This window comes from Pseudomonas sp. ABFPK (assembly GCF_001586765.1).
Lineage (GTDB): Bacteria > Pseudomonadota > Gammaproteobacteria > Pseudomonadales > Pseudomonadaceae > Aquipseudomonas > Aquipseudomonas asiatica.
This window is the reverse complement of the sequence record NZ_LQXW01000021.1, coordinates 1-20687: the sequence shown is the minus strand read 5'-3', so window position 1 is coordinate 20687 and position 20687 is coordinate 1. Positions and strand designations below refer to the sequence as shown.

Here is a 20687-nt window from a genome sequence, read left to right as displayed (position 1 = left end):
CCCGAAAAATTCTGCCCCGGGGCTGCAAGACGCAGAAAAATACTGCAAACCACTTGGCACAAGGCCTACAGCGAATACCCACCATTCACTCACAAAGTACGCACAAGTTATCCACAGGCGCTCGCCTTGCAAAGCCCCCGATACCGCATTATCTTGTATCCCGATCGCAGCGAACCACTAGATATAGGGTTTCGTGCAAAATCACACACAAAAGTCAACCCGCAAAATCAAGCGATTTTTCGGGTGAACTTCAAGTGATTCCAGCAGCCAAACCGCTCCTGCGGAGGCGACCGAGGCAAGCCCGCCAGGGCCTTGTTCGGGTATGGGTGTTGCAGGCCAGGCCTGGCATCCATCAGCAACAGTTTTTGGGCCCGGCCCAGAACCTTTGACTTCGGCCAGGGAGCGGCGAGCCATTGCCCCTTATTCCTGAGTCTGTCCCGAAGTTGGTACGCCCGCGCGGGCGGATGCGCATGCATTGCCCATCCCCGCCAGGCCATCGAGCAAGTGGACGGAACGGTGGGCGCCCAAAAGGCGCCTGAACAATATAGAAACTGTGGAGACACCCACCCATGCAAACCGACACAACTCGCGAGAACCCGCAGGCCAAGGTGCCGCAGGCCGCCGATTCCAACCAGGATCTGGCCGCCACCGCTCCCGGCCAACTGCGCGTGATCAAGCGTAACGGCACTGTCGTCCCCTACACCGACGACAAGATCACCGTGGCCATCACCAAGGCGTTCCTCGCAGTTGAAGGCGGCACCGCCGCCGCTTCGTCGCGCATCCACGACACCGTCGCGCGCCTGACCGAGCAGGTCACCGCCACGTTCAAGCGTCGCATGCCATCGGGTGGCACCATCCACATCGAAGAAATCCAGGACCAGGTCGAACTGGCCCTGATGCGCGCCGGCGAGCAGAAGGTCGCCCGTGACTACGTGATCTACCGTGAGCAGCGCGCCAAGGAGCGTGCCACCCGCGTCAACACCGAGTCCGTGGTCGAGCCGCACCCGAGCATTCGCATCACCCTGGCCGACGGCAGCCTGGCGCCGCTCGACATGGCCCGCCTGAACACCATTATCAGCGAAGCCTGCGAAGGCCTGGCCGAAGTCGATGGCGACCTGATCCAGCGCGATACCCTGAAGAACCTGTACGACGGCGTGGCCATCAAGGACGTCAACACTGCCCTGGTGATGACCGCCCGTACCCTGGTGGAGCGCGAGCCGAACTACTCGTTCGTGACCGCCCGCCTGCTGATGGACACCCTGCGTGCCGAAGGCCTGGGCTTCCTGAACGTGGCCGAGAGCGCCACCCACCACGAAATGGCCGACCTGTACGCCAAGGCCCTGCCGGCCTATGTCGAGAAAGGCGTCGAGTTCGAGCTGCTGGACCCGGCCCTGAAAGGCTACGACCTGGAGCGCCTGGGCAAGGCCATCGACCACGAGCGTGACCAGCAATTCACCTACCTGGGCCTGCAGACTCTGTACGACCGCTACTTCATCCACAAGGATGGCGTGCGCTTCGAGCTGCCACAGGTGTTCTTCATGCGTGTGGCCATGGGCCTGGCGCTGGAAGAGAAAGACAAAGAAGCCCGTGCCATCGAGTTCTACAACCTGTTGTCGTCCTTCGACTACATGGCCTCGACCCCGACCCTGTTCAACGCCGGCACCCTGCGCCCGCAGCTGTCCAGCTGCTACCTGACCACCGTGCCGGACGACCTGTCGGGCATCTACCACGCGATCCACGACAACGCCATGCTGTCGAAATTCGCCGGTGGCCTGGGCAACGACTGGACCCCTGTGCGTGCACTGGGCTCCTACATCAAGGGCACCAACGGCAAATCCCAGGGCGTGGTTCCGTTCCTGAAAGTGGTCAACGACACCGCCGTTGCCGTCAACCAGGGTGGCAAGCGCAAGGGCGCCGTGTGTGCCTACCTGGAAACCTGGCACCTGGACATCGAAGAATTCATCGAGCTGCGCAAGAACACCGGTGATGACCGTCGTCGTACCCACGACATGAACACCGCCAACTGGATCCCTGACCTGTTCATGAAGCGTGTCTTCGATGACGGCAAGTGGACCCTGTTCTCGCCTTCGGAAGTACCAGACCTGCACGACCTGACCGGCAAGGCCTTCGAAGAGCGCTACGAGTACTACGAAGCCCTGACCGAGTACAACAAGATCAAGGTGTTCAAGACCATCCAGGCCAAAGACCTGTGGCGCAAGATGCTGTCGATGCTGTTCGAGACCGGCCACCCGTGGCTGACCTTCAAGGACCCGTGCAACCTGCGTTCGCCGCAGCAGCACGTGGGCGTGGTCCACAGCTCGAACCTGTGCACCGAGATCACCCTGAACACCAACAAGGACGAGATCGCGGTCTGCAACCTGGGCTCGATCAACCTGCCGAACCACATCGTCGACGGCAAGCTGGATACCGCCAAGCTGCAACGCACCGTGAACACCGCCGTGCGCATGCTCGACAACGTGATCGACATCAACTACTACTCGGTGCCGCAAGCGCGTAACTCGAACTTCAAGCACCGCCCGGTCGGCCTGGGCATCATGGGCTTCCAGGATGCGCTGTACCTGCAGCACATTCCGTACGGCTCCGATGCTGCCGTCGAGTTCGCCGACAAGTCGATGGAAGCGGTCAGCTTCTACGCCATCCAGGCGTCCTGCGACCTGGCCGACGAGCGCGGTGCGTACGAGACCTTCCAGGGTTCGCTGTGGTCCAAGGGCATCCTGCCGCTGGATTCGCAACAGATCCTGATCGAGGCCCGTGGCGCCAAGTACATCGACGTCAACCTGGAAGAGTCCCTGGACTGGGCCCCGGTGCGCGAGCGCGTCAAGAAAGGTATTCGTAACTCGAACATCATGGCCATCGCGCCGACCGCGACCATCGCCAACATCACCGGCGTGTCGCAGTCCATCGAGCCGACCTACCAGAACCTGTACGTGAAATCGAACCTGTCGGGCGAGTTCACCGTGATCAACCCGTACCTGGTCCGCGACCTGAAGGCCCGTGGCCTGTGGGATTCGGTGATGATCAACGACCTGAAGTACTACGACGGTTCGGTGCAGCAGATCGAGCGTATCCCGCAAGAGCTGAAGGACCTGTACGCCACCGCGTTCGAAGTCGAGACCAAGTGGATCGTCGATGCCGCCTCGCGTCGCCAGAAGTGGATCGACCAGGCCCAGTCGCTGAACCTGTACATCGCCGGCGCCTCGGGCAAGAAGCTGGACGTGACCTACCGCATGGCCTGGTACCGTGGTCTGAAGACCACCTACTACCTCCGTGCCCTGGCCGCGACCAGCACCGAGAAGTCGACCATCAACACCGGCAAGCTCAACGCCGTTTCCAGCGGTGGCGACAGCGCCCCGGTCCAGGCAGCCGGCCCTGCGCCAGTGCCGAAGGCCTGCGCGATCGACGAGCCTGACTGCGAAGCCTGCCAGTAAGGCCAGGCCGAGGCTTCCTGCGGGAAGCCTCAACGCGTTTTCCGCACCACTGCGGACCCTGTGGGAGCGGGTTCACCCGCGATGAGGCCGGCACTCCCGCCGCCTCTCCACAGCCAGACACAACAAGCCATGGCTACAAAGCCGCGGCCGGCCCTTTCGGGCACCTCAGATTTGCGTGCACCGCACCGCAACCAAGATCCACCGGCCATACTTGATAGATGGCCCTCAAGCAGGAGAATCTCACCATGCTGAGCTGGGACGAATTCGATAAAGAAGACGGCGAAGTAGCCGCCAAAGGCAACACCCCTGCGCAGGCCGCTGCCGCCGCCACCCTCGACAAACTCGACAGCGCCGGTGGTGCCGCCGCCCTGGAAGCCCGTGCCGCCACCGCCGACGACTCCGACGCCGTCAAACGCGCCAAGGCTGCCCTGAACGACCTCGACATCGCCGAAGGCCTGGCCGAGCTGGAAGGCTCCGGCGCCCGCGTGCGTGTTGACGAAAAGCGCATGATCAACTGCCGCGCCGACCTCAACCAGCTGGTACCGTTCAAGTACGACTGGGCTTGGCAGAAGTACCTGGACGGCTGCGCCAACCACTGGATGCCGCAAGAGGTCAACATGACCGCCGACATCGCCCTGTGGAAGAGCATGGACGGCCTGACCGAAGACGAGCGTCGCATCGTCATGCGCAACCTTGGCTTCTTCTCCACTGCCGACTCGCTGGTAGCCAACAACCTGGCCCTGGCCGTGTATCGCCTGATCACCAACCCGGAGTGCCGCCAGTACATCCTGCGCCAGGCCTTCGAAGAGGCGATCCACACCCACGCCTACCAGTACTGCATCGAGTCGCTGGGCATGGATGAAGGCGAGATCTTCAACATGTACCATGAGATCCCGTCGGTAGCGAAGAAAGCCGCCTGGGGCCTGAAGTACACCCGCGCCATCTCCGACCCGGAATTCAACACCGGCACCGTCGAAACCGACAAAGAGCTGCTGCGCAACCTGATCGCCTACTACTGCGTGCTGGAAGGCATCTTCTTCTACTGCGGCTTCACCCAGATCCTGTCCATGGGCCGCCGCAACAAGATGACCGGCGTGGCCGAGCAGTTCCAGTACATCCTGCGTGACGAGTCGATGCACCTGAACTTCGGTATCGACGTGATCAACCAGATCAAGATCGAGAACCCGCACCTGTGGGACGCGGCGATGAAGGAAGAAGCGACCCAGATGATCCTGCAAGGGACCCAGCTGGAGATCGAATACGCCCGTGACACCATGCCACGCGGCGTGCTGGGCATGAACGCAGCGATGATGGAAGACTACCTCAAGTTCATCGCCAACCGTCGCCTGACCCAGATTGGTCTGAAGGAAGAGTACCCAGGGACCACCAACCCGTTCCCTTGGATGAGCGAGATCATGGACTTGAAGAAAGAGAAGAACTTCTTCGAGACCCGTGTGATCGAGTATCAGACTGGTGGGGCGTTGAGCTGGGATTGATAATCCGAGCGAAGCATAGAGAAGGCTGCCGATTGGCAGCCTTTTTTATTGGCAGGAAAAAAGCCGAAGAGGAAGCTTCCTACAAGGTTCTCATTGTGACTTTTGTATCGTCGCGATAACGTCTGTTGGCGCTTAAGAACGCTCACGCAGCGGTATTCCGTTCCCGTTAGCAGCGGCTCTCCAATTCAGGATGGCCAATATGGACAGTTTCAATACACCTACCCTCTTCACCCACCGCAACCGCCCCCTCCACACCCTCTGGCTCGAATCCCAAGCCTGGTTTTGCGCCCACGAACTCGGCCGGCTGAGTGGTCACTTCTACGACGAACACTGCATGCGCAAGCTAGACCCAGATCAGTACCGCTCCGTGCAGTTGCTGCGCTATGGCAAGTACCAGGAAACCACGATGGTCAGCGAGTCCGGGGCCTATACCTTGCTGGCGCATCACCATGTGCCGGAGAACCGGCATCTGCGTTGGTGGCTGACGCATGAGGTGGTGGCGGTGTTGCGTGATCGGCAGGCGGACGGGATGGAGGATGTCCCGCGACTGGGGCAGATGTGCTGGCCTGGGGGACAGAGCGCGACGTTGTTGTATTGGCAGAGTGAGCCTTGGGTGAGGATGCGGGATATGCCGGTGGTGCTGGCTGGGGAAGTGCAACAGCTGCCGCCGGTAGAGTAGCCGAAGTTGAGTTGGCGGGAGTGTGCGCAGCGGGCGTTGCGGTTGCATGGGGTTTAAGCGGCAGGTTTGCCGGGGCGGGCCTCTTCGCGGGTGAACCCGCTCCCACAGATAATGCGCTGGCTTCGAGCTCACGCTGTACCTGTGGGAGCGGCCGTGGCCGCGAACACCGGCGCAGCCGGTGCCATGCACCGCACCGCCTGCTTCGCGGGCTTGCCCGCTCCCACAGGTACTACGTTGGCTTCGGGTTCACGCTGTACCTGTGGGAGCGGCCGTGGCCGCGAACACCGGCGCAGCCGGTGCCATCCACTGCGTCGCCTGCTTCGCGGGCTTGCCCGCTCCCACAGGTACTGCGCAGGCTTCGGGATCACGCTGTACCTGTGGGAGCGGTCGTGGCCGCGAACACCGGCGCAGCCGGTGCCATACACCGCGCGGCGCACATTCATACAGAAGCCTCGCTACACCAGCAAAAATGTTACTTGGCAGCTTTCGCCGCCTGCCGGTTGGCCCAGCGAATGTCCCGGTAGCCCACCAGGCGCACGCGCATTTCCCGGTAGCGCTGGGTATTGATGACCAGCAAGGCCAGCAGCCCGAACAGCAAAACCGAGACGTAGCCGCCCATGTGCGGCCGGTAAGCGTAGCTCGGCAGCGCGGCCAACACGGCCAGCCCGTTCAGGCCGATCAGCCCCTGCACGCCCCATGCATAGCCCCGCACCATGGCGATATGCGAAGCGGCGCTCAGCGCCCCTGCCAGCGCCAGTGCCAGCACCGACAGCGACCGGTCCGGGCTGCGCAGCCAGGTGGAGAACACCAGTGAAACACTGCCGCCAATGGCGAAGCAGGACAGCAGGAACTCGGCGATGAAAACGCCGAAATAGCGGGAAAGAAATCTTTGCAGTTCCTGACCCTTTTGAAACTTCGATCCATTCATATGAGTGAGCACTGTCGTCCTTGAAAACCGTAGAGCGCGGCTAGCTTACCTTGACAATTGCGAATGAATAAACCATAAAACCCGACTTCGAAGTGCCTGCCAGCGCGATATCACTTTGGCACTTTATGTAAGTTTCGCACCTGTGCATATTAACAACTCCGCACAGGCACACGCCCTCCCCAGGGCCGATAGGAGATCGAATTCTGGTGAATGAATCGCCGTTGCTTTCAGCGCTGTTCCCGCAGGCCGGTTCTGGGGAACTGAAATGAAGCGTGTGTCCAAAGCCCTGCCGACGCTGCTGGCTGCAATCGCCCTGAATGCATGCGCGCAGGCGCCCGCCCCGTCATCGAATGCGGGGCCTGAAGTTATCCTTGCCGGGCACAAGCTTGCACTTGTGAACCACGAAGGTCGTTGCGCACTGCGCAGCTCCGATGCATCACTGCTAGAGTTGGACATGCCCTGGCCCTGCCAATTCAGCCCGGATAGGGATGGAGGCAAGCCTCGCGTGGAACAGTTCAATGGTGTGCAGATCATCATTGTCAGCCATGTGCAGCCAGCCCCGTCGCTGCCCGGAGGTTGCGATAGCCAGTACCAGGCTGTTCGCCAGGTGGGCAACCGCCTCGAGCCTTCCATCCTGGCACGTGGCGCCAGTTGCTCAAGCGGCCCTGTGGACCAGAAAAACTTCGTAGGGCTGTTCGGGTGGTAACCGAAATCGCTGACTAGCCGTCGCTACGCCAGGTCGTCCGCAAGCGCAAAGGGTGTTACCAGCCATGAAGAAAATCCTCTTGTCCCAACAAGATCGCGGCTTCGGCCAGATCGGTGGCGCGGCTTTGCTCAAGGACCTCTCCTTGTGGCCGAGAAACCCTGAAACCGGCATGTTGCTGACGCCCATCCTGACCCTGAGCGAGCACTTCCAACCGGCCATGTTCGTCCCACCAGGCATGGCCATCACGGTTTTCCTCGCCGTCGAGCAACATCAGGATGGCAGTTTCAGCCGCCCTCTCCAGCGTCGCTATACGGTCAATCAACAAGTCGAACTGCTGAACATCGTCAGCAGCGGCTTTGCCCGGGTCATCCTGCACGAACTCGCCAGCCAGCCGCTGGAGCCCGCCAATCCCCCCTTGCTGCTGGAGCGAGCGTTCATCGATTTCGAAGAAATGACTGACGAAGAGCATGACGAGGAACATCAGGATGAGGACAGCGGGATCGGCCTGAGCAAACCCAGCGGTAGGCCCTGCTGGATGCAGGACACGATCTACGAACCAATGCGCTACATGTTCATGATGCAACTGATAGATGCTGACGTGGCCGAAGCCAGCCCTCAGCATGCGGGGCTGTTCGGCGAAGGTATCGGCTATCTGTTCGTGGACATGCAGGCACGCCGTGGCAAGCAAGGCGACGACGCCGGTTTCTTCTTCATTCAGTTCGCCTGAATGACCAGCCAGGATCAAGGCCCGCCCATGAACATAGCTACGGCACGAATGGCAAGATCTCGGGGGCCTGGTATGAATATCTACCATTTAGACAACGCGCCAGCGCCCTGGGGAGACTGGGGCGCGGCACTGGTCCAGGGCATGATCGCCTGGGACGAAGATACCGATGTAGACAGCATCAAGCGGGCCGGCCCGTATACCCCGGCCGCCTACATACGTTCGGGTTCTCTGGTGCTCACCCAGCCGGTCAAGGAAGCCCTGGAAAAAAGCGGGCTGAAGGGGGTCGGGCGTTACGAGCACCTGGAGAAGACCCATATCGTGCACATCGACTGGCTGCACTGGGATACCAGCAAACCCATTACCGAATACCTCGATCTGGAAGGCGAGCCAACCTGGATCATCGATTCCCTGCCCCATGACCCTGAGCTTGCCGCACGTATGCCGGAGTACTGGCAGGCATTCGTGGTGGGCAAGCTCAACCTGCTCAAGGACCCGCAGCATGACCCTGCCGACCTCGGCCAGTATCTCAAGGTGCTCAAGGCCGACGAGCAAGCCGATTTATTCAAAGGGGATGTCTATCGTGGGTATTTCCTGAGCGAACGCGCCAAGGAGTGGCTGGAACAGCAGTGCCCAGGTTGCTTTACATTCACCCTGCTCGGTTGAATCAGTCCAGCTGCCGAGCCCTCAGCGCCTGCGCCAGCATGTCAATGAAGGCGCGGACCTTGGCCGAACCGTACTTGCTCTCCCGGTGCAGTATATGGATTGGCCACGGCGCCTCTTCGTATTCGGCAAGGATCACCTGCAACTGCCCACTGGCCACCTCATCCGCGACCTGATACGACAGCAGGCGGGCAATGCCCAACCCGCCGCTGGCGGCAGCGATTGCCCCGTCATTGCTGGTCACCATCAAGCGAGGCTTCATGCGCACCAGAGTCGGCTCATCGGTCACCCCGAAACGCCAGCCGGCTCGCGGCGACAGGTTGGTGGTGCCGATCACCGCATGCTCCGCCAGGTCGGACGGGTGCTTCGGCACGCCGTGGCGCGCCAGGTACTCGGGAGAGGCGCACAGCATGCGCCGGACCCTGCCCACCCGCAGTGCTTTGAGCCCGGAGTCGGGCAAGGGGCCGATACGAACGGCCACATCCATGCCCTCTTCGACCATGTTGACGATGCGGTCGAGGAAGTAGGCGGAAACGTCGACCTCGGGGTACTGCTGCAGGTAGTGGACGATGCACGGCATGACGAACTTCTTGCCGAACAGGATAGGCGCGGTGACGGCCAGGTCGCCCTTGGGCGTGGCGTTGATGCCGGCGGCGGCTTCGTTGGCCTCGTTGATGCTGGCGAGGATATGCCGGGTGTCTTCCAGGTAGCGGCCACCGGCTTCGGTCAGGCGTACGCTGCGGGTGGTGCGCAGCAGCAGCTTGACCCCCAGCTGATCCTCCAGGGCGCTGACGGCACGGGTGACCGCAGCTGGGGAGATGTCCAGGCGGCGGGCAGCGGCGGCGAAGCTTTCCAGCTCGCCTACGGCGACGAACACCTTCATCAGGTGGATCTGGTCCATGCGGGTTCCTGGGAGGCTATGAAGTGCCGGGATTATCTTTCATCTGGGCGTTTTGTGTTGCCTGTTCTGACCTCATCGCCGGCAAGCCAGCTCCCACAGGTACTCCACAGGTTTCGGCAACGGTGGAGTACCTGTGGGAGCTGGCTTGCCGGCGATGAGTCGGTAAAGGCATATCAGATATCCAGTACCAACGCCTGCCCTCCCTCCTCCACCCGCGCCGGTATCGCGCAACAGATTAGCGCAGTCCCACTTTCCGGCATTTCCGCCGGCGGATACGGGTAATGCACCCGGCCACTGACCAACCGGGTCTTGCAGGTACCACACGACCCACCTCGGCAACTGAACTCCGGCGACAATCCGCGAGCCTCGGCCAGCTCCAGCAGCGTCCCGCTACCGGGCGCCCAGCGCGCTTCTTTCGCCGAAGCCGCAAAGTACACCGGCACCGGCTCACTGGCCGCGGACGGCTGTTGCAGGGTGGGCTGGTCATCGTCGGTGTGCCGCCGGAGCGTTGACGGGCCAAAGGCTTCGGCATGAATCCGCGCATCCGGCACATGCAGCCCGCGCAGCCCTTCATACAGGTCCTGGGTAAAACTGCCTGGGCCGCACAGGTAGAAATCGTAGTCGTCCAGCGCCAGCGTCGCCTTGACCTGCTCGATACCCAGCCGACCGGCAAACTCGTAATCACGCCCCGTCAGCGCATGCTCTTCCGGCTGGCTCAGGGCGCGGTACACGTGCAGCAGGCCGCCGGCCTGTTGCCGCAAACTTGCCAGTTCCTCACGGAACGGCAGGTCGGCCAGGCTGCGCGCACCATGGAACAGATGAATGCGCCGTGCCTGCCCCTTGCTCAACTGCTCGCGCAGCATTGCCAGTAACGGCGTGATACCCACACCCGCGCAGATCAGCACCAGCGGCCGCGTACTCTGCTGGTCCAGCGTGAAGCTGCCCATCGGCGAGCGCACGTTCAGCACATCGCCTGCCACGACGTGCTCATGCAGGTGCCGCGAGGCCCGACCCTGGGCTTTGACGCTGATGCGCAGGTAACCGTCGGAAGGCGCGCTGGACAGGCTGTAGGTGCGGATCAGCGCCGCCTCACCGTCGAGCTGGACTTGCACCGGAACATGCTGCCCGGGCGCAAAGGCCATCGCACTGCCAGCAGGAGGCTCAAGGTAGAACGAGCGGATATCACGGCTTTCCTGCTCCACCCGCAGCACACGCCAGGCCTGCCATTGGCGCTGCCGCTGGCGTTGCTGCAGGCGTATGTCGGCCTCGGCCCAGGTGCCGGTCATCAGGCTGGTCGGGGCGTACTCCTTGAAGGCCCAACGCAGGGAAACGGCAGCCGGGCGCCGTACCACCTGCTCGACCTCCAGCGTCCACAAGCGCTCGGCGCCTTCGAACGCCTGGATGGCGGGGCTGTCCAGCAGCAACTCGGCATGCCCGTATAGCTGCAACACGTTGCCGTTGCTGAAATCGATGAATAGCAACCCTGCTTGCGGGTTCACCAGCAGGTTGCCCAAGGTGTTGAAGTGCAGGTTGCCAGCATAGTCGGGAATGGTCAGGCGGTTGCCTTCGACCTTGATGAACCCGGGCCGCCCGCCACGGTGGGAGACGTCCACCGAACGCTGGCCGTCGACATGCTCGACATAGCTGGCGACAAAGAAGGTGTCGGCTGCCTGGATCATGCTGACAGCCGAGGCATCGAGTGTCGTCGCATCGACACGCCCTTGGGCGGGTTCCGCGACACGGGTGTAGTCACGCAGCTGGATATACTGCGGGCAGTTGCCGAACGACTGCTCCACAGTCACCTGCAGTTGCCCGTCGCCGGCCTGGTGGATCTGGCCGTTGAGGCGGTTGCGCCGGCGGGTGTGCAGTTCGATCCCCAGCAGGCCGACCGCCTGCCCGGCAGCCAGCCCCGGGGTGGCGGGATCGTCTGCTGGCAGTTGAGTGTCGATCGTCAGCTGGCGCGGGTCCGGCGAGCTGACGAAACCTTCCGGCCCTTCCAGCAGCGTTGCCCAGGGCCGCCCCAGTGCGTCCACGCTGGCGGCGACCATGAACGGCAACTGGTGATAGAAAATACGATGCTGGTCGGGCATGTAGTCACGAATGACCTTCTGCCCGAACGCCTCCATGCGCTCCGCGACACCGGCTTTTTCTTGCAGGGTCTTCTCCCCCGCATGCCAGGGCGAGGAGTGGTGGTCCGGGTTCTGTTGCATGGCGGCGTTCCTCGCAGTGGCGGGATATCAGGCGCTGGTCTGCAGGCCGATCACGGTGCGTGGCATGGGCACGAAGCGCGGCAGCGCCTCGATCCGCGCCAGCCAGCTGCGTACGTTGGCATAGGGCTCCAGCGACACATTGCCCTCCGGTGCGTGGGCGATGTAGGAGTAGTTGGCGATATCGGCGATGGTGGGTGTGCTACCGGCCAGGAAGGGCGTTTTGGCCAGCTCGGCGTCGATCACCTTCAGCAGGGTATGGGCGCGGGTAATCACTTCGTCGGTGTTGAACGAGGCTCCGAACACCGTGACCAGACGCGCGGCAGCAGGACCGAAGGCCAACGGGCCGGCAGCGACCGACAGCCAGCGCTGGACGCGGGCGGCGGCAGCGGGTTCCTCAGGGAGCCAGGTGCCGTTGTCGTACTTCTTGGCCAGGTACACCAGGATGGCATTGGAGTCAGCGATCACCGTGCCGTTGTCGTCGATGACCGGGACCTGGCCGAACGGGTTGAGGGCCAGGAAGTCCGGCTGATTGTGCGCGCCTTTGGCCAAGTCGACGAACACCAGCTCGGTGGGCAGGTTCAGCAGCGAAAGCATCAGCTCGATGCGATGGGCGTGGCCGGACTTGGGGAAGTTGTAAAGCTTGATCGGGTTCGACATGGGCTTGGCTCCTGATCAGCACCGGGGTGGGCTGGTGGAGCACATGCTGCACCGGTTCGGCTGGCAGCAGAATCCGTGTGGCGGGGAAACCATAATTTCGCGGAGCGGAATAATGGAAGTATCCAGATCCGCGTATGCCCTGTGTAGGAGCGGTCCTATCGCGACACAAGGCCGCTCCTACAAACCGATATTGGCCGGTATTATCAAGGCAGGTGCAAGATCAGTGCAGCTTGTTGAAATACCGGAACAACCCACGCGCAGCCTCGATCACCTGCGGCACACAGGCCTGGATGTCCTCTTCGCTCATCTGGTCCAGCAGCTCGAAGTTGTCCTCCAGCCCATGCAGCGAAATGGCCTTGAGCAGTCGGTCCTGCTGCGGCGGCAGCTCGGCCCAGCCAGCGACCTGGGTGCCGCGCATATAGCCGAAGCACCATTCCTCCATCACGACCACCGTGCCTGCCTCGCCTTCACTTTCCTCGAACAGCGGCTCGAAGTGATCGACGTCGTCCCCCAACTCCTCCGCCACCTGGCTGGCATAGCGCAGCATCAATGCCGTATACGCCTCTTCATGCGCCGGCTTCTTGAATTTCGGCACCTTGCCGCCAGCCACCGCGGGCAGCCACTGTTCCGGGGTGACAGTGGTCGGTGAGCTGGCCAGTGCAGTGAAAAAGCCATTGAGCTCGGCCAGGTTGAGTACCGAGTAGTCATTGCCGTAGGTGATCAACAGGTCTTCGAGGCGGTCGAGTTCTTTTTCGCTGAGTGCGGGGAGCATGGGTGAACATCCTGGGAAGCAAAAGTGTGTGCACCCTAGCACAGCAACGCCAGAAGGGCTGCCCGCGCTTACAGCTTTGCGGGCAGATTGCTTAACGTGGCAACCAGCCATGCAGCAGTTGCTGCCTGCCAGTTCCGATCAACAGCCATAGCAGAATGCGACACTTGCGCGGACACAACTGCCCCGCCATATGTACCCCCTTGCTCTGCAGATCGATCTCGGCACCGGCAAAACCGTAAGAGGCCGTGGCTGTTGGGCCACTGCCTGTGCGGCTAGCAACAATCACTGGCAAGGTCGGCGCGAGATGGCCAAGCACTTCGGACCAGCTACCGGAAACGTGGCCGGCACCAAAACCGGCGATGACCAGCCCCTCGTAGCCCAGTGCCGCTGTAGCCTTCAACAACGCCGTATCTGCGTCCAGGCACGCTTCCAGCATTGCAACCCGGTGCCCGGTGCGATGCGGTAACGGCAGCACCTCTCGTGGGCCAGATGGCTGACGATATACCACAGCACCTTCCACAATATCGCCCAGCGCTCCGCACCCGGGCGATTCGAATGCAGCCATCGCGAGGCTTGCCGTCTTGCGAACCCTTGCAGCACAGTGGACCTGATCATTCATCAGTACCAGAACGCCGCGCCCACGGCTGCCCGGCGCCAGTGCAACCTGCGCCGCAGCCAGCAGGTTGGCCGGGCCGTCGTTGCCCGGCTGGCTGGCCGCGCGCATGGCACCGGTCATTACCAATGGCGCATCGAACGGCCAGAGCAGATCGAGGAAATACGCCGTTTCCTCGAGGCTGTCGGTACCTTGGGTCAGTATCACCGCGTGTGCTCCGCGAGCCACCTCGCCCCGGGCCCAGGCCAGCACCTCGAGCATCGCCGCAAAGCCCAGCGAGGCACTGGGGAGCAGACCCAAAGTGGCAGCTTCAAGCTGGGCCATCTCACGCAGTTGCGGCAACTCGGCCAGTTGTTCATCGCAGTCAAGCTTGGGCATCACCCCGCATTCGCTCGCACTTGCCCGCATGCTCACCGTCCCTCCAAGGCTGGCAATCGACAACTTGGGCAGGTTTGCATGCGCTTTCATACGCCACCTCCAGCAAGCAGCCCGACCAGCGGAACGATCGCCAGTGTGCTGATGGCCATCGACACTACATTGCCGATGTAACCATGCATGTAGGCCGGCAAGCGCTGACTGATGGCCACTGCCAACGGTGGCGCTACCAGCGCGCCCAGCACTGCACTGGCTACGACCACTTGCCAGTCTCCACCGTGGGTGAGCACAGCGGCAGGTACGATAGAGACGATGGGAATGTAAGTGGGGTACCAGCCTCGCGCCTGCCATTGGCGACGCCAGAACACGACTCCCACCAGTGATGCCAGCGCCTGCCCGGCAACCAGCGGTATCAGCAGCAGCGAACCGTAGACTGGCGCAGCGGGGGCCAGCATGTATGCCAGGAACACCCCCAACAGCAGCCCGAGGCTGGCCAGTTCATTACCAAAGAATGGCGCTTCGCTGAAATCGGCCAGTACACGCCGCAAGGTCCAGGCCACACCGTAGTCGGGCTGGGCCGCATCGGATTCAGGTGCGGCGGTCGGGTGGCTGGGCCGTACCCATGATGGAAAGCGCCAACACAGCATGAACGCAATCACGCTTGCCAGCGCCATGCCACCTACGTTGCCGACTACCACCGGCAACTGCAGGGGATAGCACAGGTAGTTGACCATCAACAGGCTGGCTGGTGTTACCAACAGCGCTCCCAGCAGTGCGCCGGTGATGGTCACCTGCCAACCCGCACCAAACAACAGCACCATGGCTGCTGGCAAGGATACGAAAGCAACGAAGGTTGGTTGCCAGGTGCCACTGGCCAACGTCCATCCCCACAACGCGTGACTGAGCAACAAGCCCAGCAGCGAACTGGTGAACACCCACGGCCATAGTCCGCTGCCGTAGCAGATGGCAAAGCCGTGCCAGCGATACCCATGCACATGGGCCCAATGCGCCAGGCAAGCTCCCAGTAGCAAGCCCAGGGCGGGCAACTCGTGCTTATAGAAGGCCACTTCGCTGATATCACCAACTATCCAGCGCAGGCGGCTTAGCGGCTGATCGAGCGTCGCGGCCAGTTGCATGTAGTCCGGCCATTGGCCCTGTACAAGGCTGGCTGCCAGCAGCACCAGCAGGCAGGCAAGGATCAACACCGACGAACGCTGCCGGTTGGGGAAGAGTAGCGTTTTCATGTGCAACTCCTCAGCGGGGCATAGGTGCATGAAGGCGATAGCCAAGCGTCGCATCGTAAAGGTCGGTGCGCCTGTCCCGCGGCAAGTCGTTGAGGCTGTTCCAGATCGGCGCCGAGCGGGCGCTGCTGAGGTCGACATCGGCGTAGAGAATGCCCTCCTCCTCTGCACTGGCCACCTCGCCGATGGGCCAGCCATTGGTACCGGCAATCAGCGAACAGCCCAGGAAGCGACCGCCCCGCTCGCTACCTATGCGATTGGCGGCAGCGATGTAAACGTTGTTGGCGTGTGCCGCCGTCATGGTCAGGTAGGACGCCATGCAGCGCCCTGATTCATCGAACAGTGGTGGTGGCGTCCATACCCAGTTGTTCAGGCTGCAGATGATGTCGGCGCCTTGCGCAGCCATCAGCCGCGGCACTTCCGGGAACCAGATATCCCAGCAGATCAGCAGGCCGATACGGCCGATCGGTGTCTCGAACACAGGGAAGCCCAGGTCGCCAGGGGTGAACCAGAGCTTTTCCTGGTTCCACAGATGGGCCTTGCGGTAATGCCCGAGCAAGCCTTGCGGACCGAACAGAATGGCACTGTCGAAAAGTTTCAGTCCCTCACGTTCGGCAAAACCCGCAGCCAGATATACCTGGTACTCCTTGGCGAAATCCGCCCAGGCTTTCAGGCTGCGCCCCTCCTCCAGCGTTTCGGCGTGGGCATAGGCCTCTGCACGCGTGTGGAAGGTGTAGCCGGTGTTGGCCAACTCGGGTAGCACGATCAGGTTGGCGCCTTCACGCGCCGCGCACCGGGCCAATGCCAGGCCCTTGCTCAGGTTGCCATCACAATGCTCCAGCCCGACCTGAGGGTCGTACTGGATGACAGCGATACGTACGGGGCTGACGGGCGTGCAGTGTTCAGACATGGCGGCTTCCTTTTATGGTTGTTTTGGAAGGGCGCCAGTAAAGCGGGGTTGGGCGGGGGAGTGACAGTCGGGGAGTTCCTATGGGATCGAAGGACAAGAGAGGTGTTCCAGTAGGAAACTCCCTACAAAAACGCCCGGATGCAGCTATTTCCCAACTTGATAATGTGGGTAGTGGTTCAGGGTAAAGCCACCATTGAACGATGCCGATGTTCTGTTGCACAGGTTGATGACCACATCAAGCGCCGTGCGTAAACACGGCTCGGTCCAGCCGGCGTCAACAGAGAAGGACTCTCCAGCCAGATACAACCCTGAGCTGGCACTCAGATCACGGTTGTACTTCATCAAGCTCACTGCATCGTAATAGGTCCCAGCCCGATACAACTTTGCGCAACCAAGCGCGTTTCGATCAGTCATCCAACGCTGTATGCGAATGTTTCGGGTATCGATATAAGGCGATATGGGTTCAGCCACGTTGCTGCAGCTAAGGAGGATCCGATCGAGTTCCTTCACGCACTTGTCGCCCAGTTCTTCATCTGAGAACGCGGCCAGTTTCGTTGCATCGTCTTCCCAGGTGTAACTGAGCAGGATGCAGTCATCAGCGTAATGGTCGTTGTAGCGGTAGGCATAGACATCGTGAACGAAACTGTCAGTGACCAGGATTTGCGGAAAAGCTGGGTTGCGGTCCAGGAAGCTCTTATTCAGCGGGGCATAGACCTTGCAGCTTGTCTCCCAGTGAGCATGCTTCCAGGCATCCATGATCGTCTGCGGCAATATCTGACGGCTGAAACCGTCGAGGCGGATGTTGGTTTCGATCAGCCAGGAAGGAATGGTCAAGATCACGCTGTTGAAGTCTTCGTATTGGACGTTCCCCTGCACCGGATCACTGCAATGCCAACGGTATCCGACCCGTACGCGACCATCCTCCAGCTTTTGTAGGGAACAGACCGAAGTGTCAGTCAGTAACCCATCATCTCGTTGCAGCAGGTGGTCATACAGCGAGGAACCGCCCATCCCGACGTCCAGAAACATGAGGCTTTCGTCCATCGCCGCAAGCCCGATATAGGCTGGCCCCTGAAACATCAATCCTTTACTGTCAGGGACGCTGCTGGCTTCAAGATGGGGCGCAGCGTAAGGCACACCGTCCTGGTCAACACGCCCATGCACCAACTGCAAATGACTGCTGAAACCAAAGATTGCTGTACGCAGCGGGTAAAGGCAGCAGACGTCATAAAACGCTCCCCAGCTACCATCTCCAATACCGATTGCATAGAAGATGGCCGACTCGTCGCCACTCATGCCTAGCCCGCCAAAATCACCAGGGGTTGCGGGGTCCCAAGCAGTAAGAGCGGGTAAACGCACCAGATCTCTAAACGATATTCGATGATAGCGCTTGACGATCGCCGACCACATCGACTCCCAACCATAAGTGCCATAAACCGCAGCAATACGCTCGGCGAACTGCTCCGCAAAATGGCGCCATTTATCGTAGACCTGCTGAAGCGTCGCAGAAGGGGGTGGTGTCGTTCCTTCGGGATTGCGCCAGACCAACAGCTCAGGGTCTCTCTCACCCTCTAATTGCCCGTCACGAAGATATATTCCAGTGGCATTCACCCAAGGTGTCCCTGGATTTGGAAAATTGGAAATTCGTAGCTCGAACAGCTTGGCGTAATAGGCCATAAGCGAACGCCCATCTTTTGGGGGCTCACCAGTCCTGTTGAAGAACGGCATGCGCATGGCCCCCATTTCAAAAGGGGTTACAGGCTGTTTGTGATTTCCTGCGTTACTCACCAGCGTGAGGTGGCGCCCACCCACACGCCGGGACTGCTCGATCAAGGTGATATGGGTAAAGCCGCAACGAAGCAATTCCCGGGCTGCAGTCAGCCCGGTAACACCAGCACCGACAATACAGATCCGGTGATCCGGCTGAGTGGCGTATGCAACTCCGCCCTCTTGTTCGAGTAGACGGCGATAATCAAAGCAAAGATCAGGAGGGTTAGGGTAACGCGCAGCCCATGGCTTTACGGACAGGGATGGCTCGATAGCCAGATCAGCAGGATGGTTGTGTGTTGAGCCGATGGTCATGGTCTCGTGTTCTCAATGAGTTGGGAACATGAGAATGATCAATCAAGAGATGCGTGAGGAGGTTGTTAATTAGCACCAACTGGCCACCACAGGATCGGGAGATATCTGTGGTGGCCCGGTTGATGTCAATAAAGCCGTTACACCTTACACCGCCAGCGCGCGCTCACGCAGCTCGCTATTGAGGATGCGGTCGTTCTCGCTGTAATCGACCGGGCAGTCGATCACGTGCACGCCCGGGGTCTTGATGCAGTGCTCCAGCAGCGGCAGCAAGCCTTCGGCGCTTTCCACGCGGTGGCCGTTGGCACCGTAGGCTTCGGCGTACTTGACGAAGTCCGGGTTGCCGTAGTCCAGGCCGAAATCGGTGAAGCCCATGTTCGCCTGCTTCCAGCGGATCATGCCGTAGCCGTCGTCACGCAGGATCACCACGGTGATGTGCATGCCCAGGCGTACCGCAGTCTCCAGCTCCTGGCGGTTCATCATGAAGCCGCCGTCGCCGCAAACTGAGATCACCGGGCGGTCCGGGTGCACCAGGTGCGCGGCCATGGCCGATGGCAGGCCGGCGCCCATGGTCGCCAGGGCGTTGTCCAGCAGCACGGTGTTCGGCTTGTGCGCCTTGTAGTTGCGGGCGAACCAGATCTTGTAGATGCCGTTGTCCAGGGCAACGATGCCTTCGGACGGCAGCACGCGACGGATGTCGGCGACCATGCGCTGCGGGTAGACCGGGAAGCGGTTGTCGTCTGCACCTTCGGCGATCTGTGCTTCGTTGGCTTCACGGATCGCCATCAGGCGGGTGAAGTCCCAGTGTGTGGTGTCGGTCAGCGCTTCGCTGATCTGCCATACGGCATTGGCGATATCGCCGATCACTTCAACCTGCGGGAAGTACACGGCATCGACTTCGGCGGAGCGGAAGTTGATGTGAATGACTTCGGTGCCGCCACGGACCATGAAGAACGGCGGCTTCTCGATCACGTCGTGGCCGATGTTGACGATCAGGTCGGCGGCTTCGACGGCGCGATGCACGAAGTCACCCGACGACAGTGCGGCGTTGCCCAGGAAGCGCGGGTGGCGCTCGTCGACCACACCTTTGCCCATCTGGGTGGTGATGAACGGGATACCGGTCTTGTCGATCAGTTGCTTGAGGACCTTGGCGGTCATCTTGCGGTTGGCGCCGGCGCCGATCACCAGGATCGGGTTGCGAGCTTTCTGCAGTTTTTCCACGGCGGCTTCGATGGCCTTGTGCTCGGCCAGCGGGCGGCGGCTCAGGCTAGGCGGAATCGGCAGGCTTTCGGTCTGCTCGGCGGCGATGTCTTCCGGAAGCTCCAGGTGCACGGCACCCGGCTTCTCTTCTTCGGCCAGGCGGAAGGCTTCGCGCATACGGGCCGGGATGTTGTCGGCGGAGGCGAACTGGTGGGTGTACTTGGTGATGGGGTCCATCATGCCGCAAACGTCGATGATCTGGAAGCGGCCCTGCTTGGACTTCTTGATCGGCTTCTGGCCGGTGATCATCATCATCGGCATGCCGCCCAGGTAGGCGTAGGCACTGGCGGTGACCAGGTTGGTAGCGCCAGGGCCGAGGGTCGACAGGCTGACGCCGGTCTTGCCGGTCAGGCGACCATAGGTGGCAGCCATGAAGCCTGCGGACTGCTCGTGGCGAGTCAGTACCAGCTTGATCTTCGACTTGCGCAGGGATTCCAGCAGATCGAGGTTTTCTTCACCGGGAATACCGAATACATACTCGACACCTTCGTTTTCCAGGCATTGCACAACGACATCGGCGGCCTTGGCCATCTTGCTTGCTACCTCAAGTGATGGGACGGTGGAAGTCCGGAAATGCGCAGCACGGTACGCTGGCATCGCTCAGCCCGGGGCCAGGAGTGCCCCGAACCAAAGTCTTGACGTAGGGTGGACGCGGGAAAGTCACGTGAATGTGACGGGAATATTTTCGCAGCCTGGGTATTGCGCGCTCAGAGTAGGAGTTGTGGGAGCGGGCAAGTCGAGGCGTCGAACTGCCGCGAACACCGGCGAAGCCGGTGCCATACACCGCGTCGTCTGTTTCGCGGCGGTTCGACGCCTCGACGCGCCCGCTCCCACAGAGGAGGGTTGTGCAGGCCTGGGAGTTTTTGCACCACAAAGACAAAACCCCTACCTGCATGTGCAGATAGGGGTTTTGCGAAATGAATCTTGACGATGACCTACTCTCACATGGGGAAACCCCACACTACCATCGGCGATGCATCGTTTCACTGCTGAGTTCGGGATGGGATCAGGTGGTTCCAATGCT

Annotated in this window: 16 protein-coding genes and 1 rRNA gene; 6 read left to right on the top strand and 11 right to left on the bottom strand. The window is 61.2% G+C overall.

The window, feature by feature from the left end; genetic code table 11:
- The first annotated feature begins 569 nt into the window (after positions 1-569).
- From WM94_RS14800 to WM94_RS14790, 3 genes are all read left to right on the top strand, one after another.
- The gene (locus tag WM94_RS14800; RefSeq protein WP_013973842.1) at positions 570-3449 is read left to right on the top strand and encodes a ribonucleoside-diphosphate reductase subunit alpha; all 2880 of its coding nucleotides are present in this window, start codon (positions 570-572) and stop codon (positions 3447-3449) included.
- Between the two features lie 245 nt (positions 3450-3694).
- Positions 3695-4945, top strand: a complete 1251-nt coding sequence (locus WM94_RS14795) for a ribonucleotide-diphosphate reductase subunit beta (protein WP_024087598.1) — start codon at positions 3695-3697, stop codon at positions 4943-4945.
- Positions 4946-5144: 199 nt separating this feature from the next.
- On the top strand, positions 5145-5624 hold the full coding sequence (locus tag WM94_RS14790) for a Bro-N domain-containing protein (RefSeq protein WP_061551543.1): 480 nt from the start codon (positions 5145-5147) through the stop codon (positions 5622-5624).
- A 472-nt stretch (positions 5625-6096) separates the two neighbouring features.
- Here WM94_RS14790 and WM94_RS14785 read toward each other — a convergent pair whose 3' ends face one another.
- Positions 6097-6552, bottom strand: coding sequence for a hypothetical protein (locus tag WM94_RS14785; protein ID WP_061551542.1), 456 nt, complete (start codon positions 6550-6552; stop codon positions 6097-6099).
- Between the two features lie 505 nt (positions 6553-7057).
- Between WM94_RS14785 and WM94_RS30785 the strand changes: the two genes are divergently transcribed.
- The 3 genes from WM94_RS30785 (at position 7058) to WM94_RS14770 (ending at position 8648) form a co-directional block, all read left to right on the top strand.
- A complete protein-coding gene (locus WM94_RS30785; protein ID WP_061551561.1) occupies positions 7058-7258 on the top strand; it encodes a hypothetical protein in 201 nt (66 codons plus the stop codon).
- A gap of 79 nt (positions 7259-7337) precedes the next feature.
- The gene (locus tag WM94_RS14775) at positions 7338-7985 is read left to right on the top strand and encodes a hypothetical protein (protein ID WP_247846458.1); all 648 of its coding nucleotides are present in this window, start codon (positions 7338-7340) and stop codon (positions 7983-7985) included.
- Positions 7986-8057: 72 nt separating this feature from the next.
- Positions 8058-8648 (top strand): hypothetical protein, encoded by a 591-nt coding sequence (locus tag WM94_RS14770; RefSeq protein ID WP_177342390.1) that lies wholly within the window; start codon positions 8058-8060, stop codon positions 8646-8648.
- Between the two features lies 1 nt (position 8649).
- On the opposite strand, the gene WM94_RS14765 is transcribed toward WM94_RS14770, so the two are convergent.
- The 10 genes from WM94_RS14765 to rrf all read right to left on the bottom strand — a co-directional run.
- Complete coding sequence (locus tag WM94_RS14765; protein WP_013973893.1) at positions 8650-9546, bottom strand: LysR family transcriptional regulator; 897 nt, start codon at positions 9544-9546, stop codon at positions 8650-8652.
- 173 nt (positions 9547-9719) lie between these two features.
- A complete protein-coding gene (locus WM94_RS14760) occupies positions 9720-11756 on the bottom strand; it encodes a pyridoxamine 5'-phosphate oxidase family protein (RefSeq protein ID WP_061551539.1) in 2037 nt (678 codons plus the stop codon).
- Between the two features lie 27 nt (positions 11757-11783).
- On the bottom strand, positions 11784-12413 hold the full coding sequence (locus WM94_RS14755; protein ID WP_061551538.1) for a glutathione S-transferase family protein: 630 nt from the start codon (positions 12411-12413) through the stop codon (positions 11784-11786).
- A 220-nt stretch (positions 12414-12633) separates the two neighbouring features.
- On the bottom strand, positions 12634-13185 hold the full coding sequence (locus WM94_RS14750) for a UPF0149 family protein (RefSeq protein ID WP_061551537.1): 552 nt from the start codon (positions 13183-13185) through the stop codon (positions 12634-12636).
- Between the two features lie 91 nt (positions 13186-13276).
- Positions 13277-14266: an asparaginase gene (locus tag WM94_RS14745; RefSeq protein ID WP_061551536.1), complete on the bottom strand. Its 990-nt coding sequence runs from the start codon at positions 14264-14266 to the stop codon at positions 13277-13279.
- Complete coding sequence (locus WM94_RS14740) at positions 14263-15417, bottom strand: hypothetical protein (RefSeq protein WP_061551535.1); 1155 nt, start codon at positions 15415-15417, stop codon at positions 14263-14265. The genes WM94_RS14745 and WM94_RS14740 overlap by 4 nt, the downstream gene beginning before the upstream one ends.
- Positions 15418-15427: 10 nt before the next feature.
- The gene (locus WM94_RS14735) at positions 15428-16324 is read right to left on the bottom strand and encodes a nitrilase family protein (protein WP_013973899.1); all 897 of its coding nucleotides are present in this window, start codon (positions 16322-16324) and stop codon (positions 15428-15430) included.
- Positions 16325-16468: 144 nt separating this feature from the next.
- Complete coding sequence (locus tag WM94_RS14730) at positions 16469-18406, bottom strand: FAD-dependent oxidoreductase (RefSeq protein ID WP_061551534.1); 1938 nt, start codon at positions 18404-18406, stop codon at positions 16469-16471.
- Between the two features lie 144 nt (positions 18407-18550).
- Positions 18551-20194 carry an acetolactate synthase large subunit gene (locus WM94_RS14725; RefSeq protein WP_061551533.1) on the bottom strand — a complete coding sequence of 548 codons (1644 nt, stop codon included), beginning with the start codon at positions 20192-20194 and terminating at the stop codon, positions 18551-18553.
- Positions 20195-20585: 391 nt separating this feature from the next.
- Positions 20586-20687 (bottom strand): 5S ribosomal RNA (rrf, locus tag WM94_RS14720); the annotation flags it as partial.

Coding starts and splice junctions, on each gene's coding strand:
- WM94_RS14760 (WP_061551539.1), bottom strand. CDS start 11,756: ATGCAACAGAACCCGGACCACCACTCCTCGCCCTGGCATGCGGGGGAG.
- WM94_RS14785 (WP_061551542.1), bottom strand. CDS start 6,552: ATGAATGGATCGAAGTTTCAAAAGGGTCAGGAACTGCAAAGATTTCTT.
- WM94_RS14755 (WP_061551538.1), bottom strand. CDS start 12,413: ATGTCGAACCCGATCAAGCTTTACAACTTCCCCAAGTCCGGCCACGCC.
- WM94_RS14770 (WP_177342390.1), top strand. CDS start 8,058: ATGAATATCTACCATTTAGACAACGCGCCAGCGCCCTGGGGAGACTGG.
- WM94_RS14725 (WP_061551533.1), bottom strand. CDS start 20,194: ATGGCCAAGGCCGCCGATGTCGTTGTGCAATGCCTGGAAAACGAAGGT.
- WM94_RS14735 (WP_013973899.1), bottom strand. CDS start 16,324: ATGTCTGAACACTGCACGCCCGTCAGCCCCGTACGTATCGCTGTCATC.
- WM94_RS14790 (WP_061551543.1), top strand. CDS start 5,145: ATGGACAGTTTCAATACACCTACCCTCTTCACCCACCGCAACCGCCCC.
- WM94_RS14765 (WP_013973893.1), bottom strand. CDS start 9,546: ATGGACCAGATCCACCTGATGAAGGTGTTCGTCGCCGTAGGCGAGCTG.
- WM94_RS14745 (WP_061551536.1), bottom strand. CDS start 14,266: ATGAAAGCGCATGCAAACCTGCCCAAGTTGTCGATTGCCAGCCTTGGA.
- WM94_RS14730 (WP_061551534.1), bottom strand. CDS start 18,406: ATGACCATCGGCTCAACACACAACCATCCTGCTGATCTGGCTATCGAG.
- WM94_RS14795 (WP_024087598.1), top strand. CDS start 3,695: ATGCTGAGCTGGGACGAATTCGATAAAGAAGACGGCGAAGTAGCCGCC.
- WM94_RS14740 (WP_061551535.1), bottom strand. CDS start 15,417: ATGAAAACGCTACTCTTCCCCAACCGGCAGCGTTCGTCGGTGTTGATC.
- WM94_RS14800 (WP_013973842.1), top strand. CDS start 570: ATGCAAACCGACACAACTCGCGAGAACCCGCAGGCCAAGGTGCCGCAG.
- WM94_RS14750 (WP_061551537.1), bottom strand. CDS start 13,185: ATGCTCCCCGCACTCAGCGAAAAAGAACTCGACCGCCTCGAAGACCTG.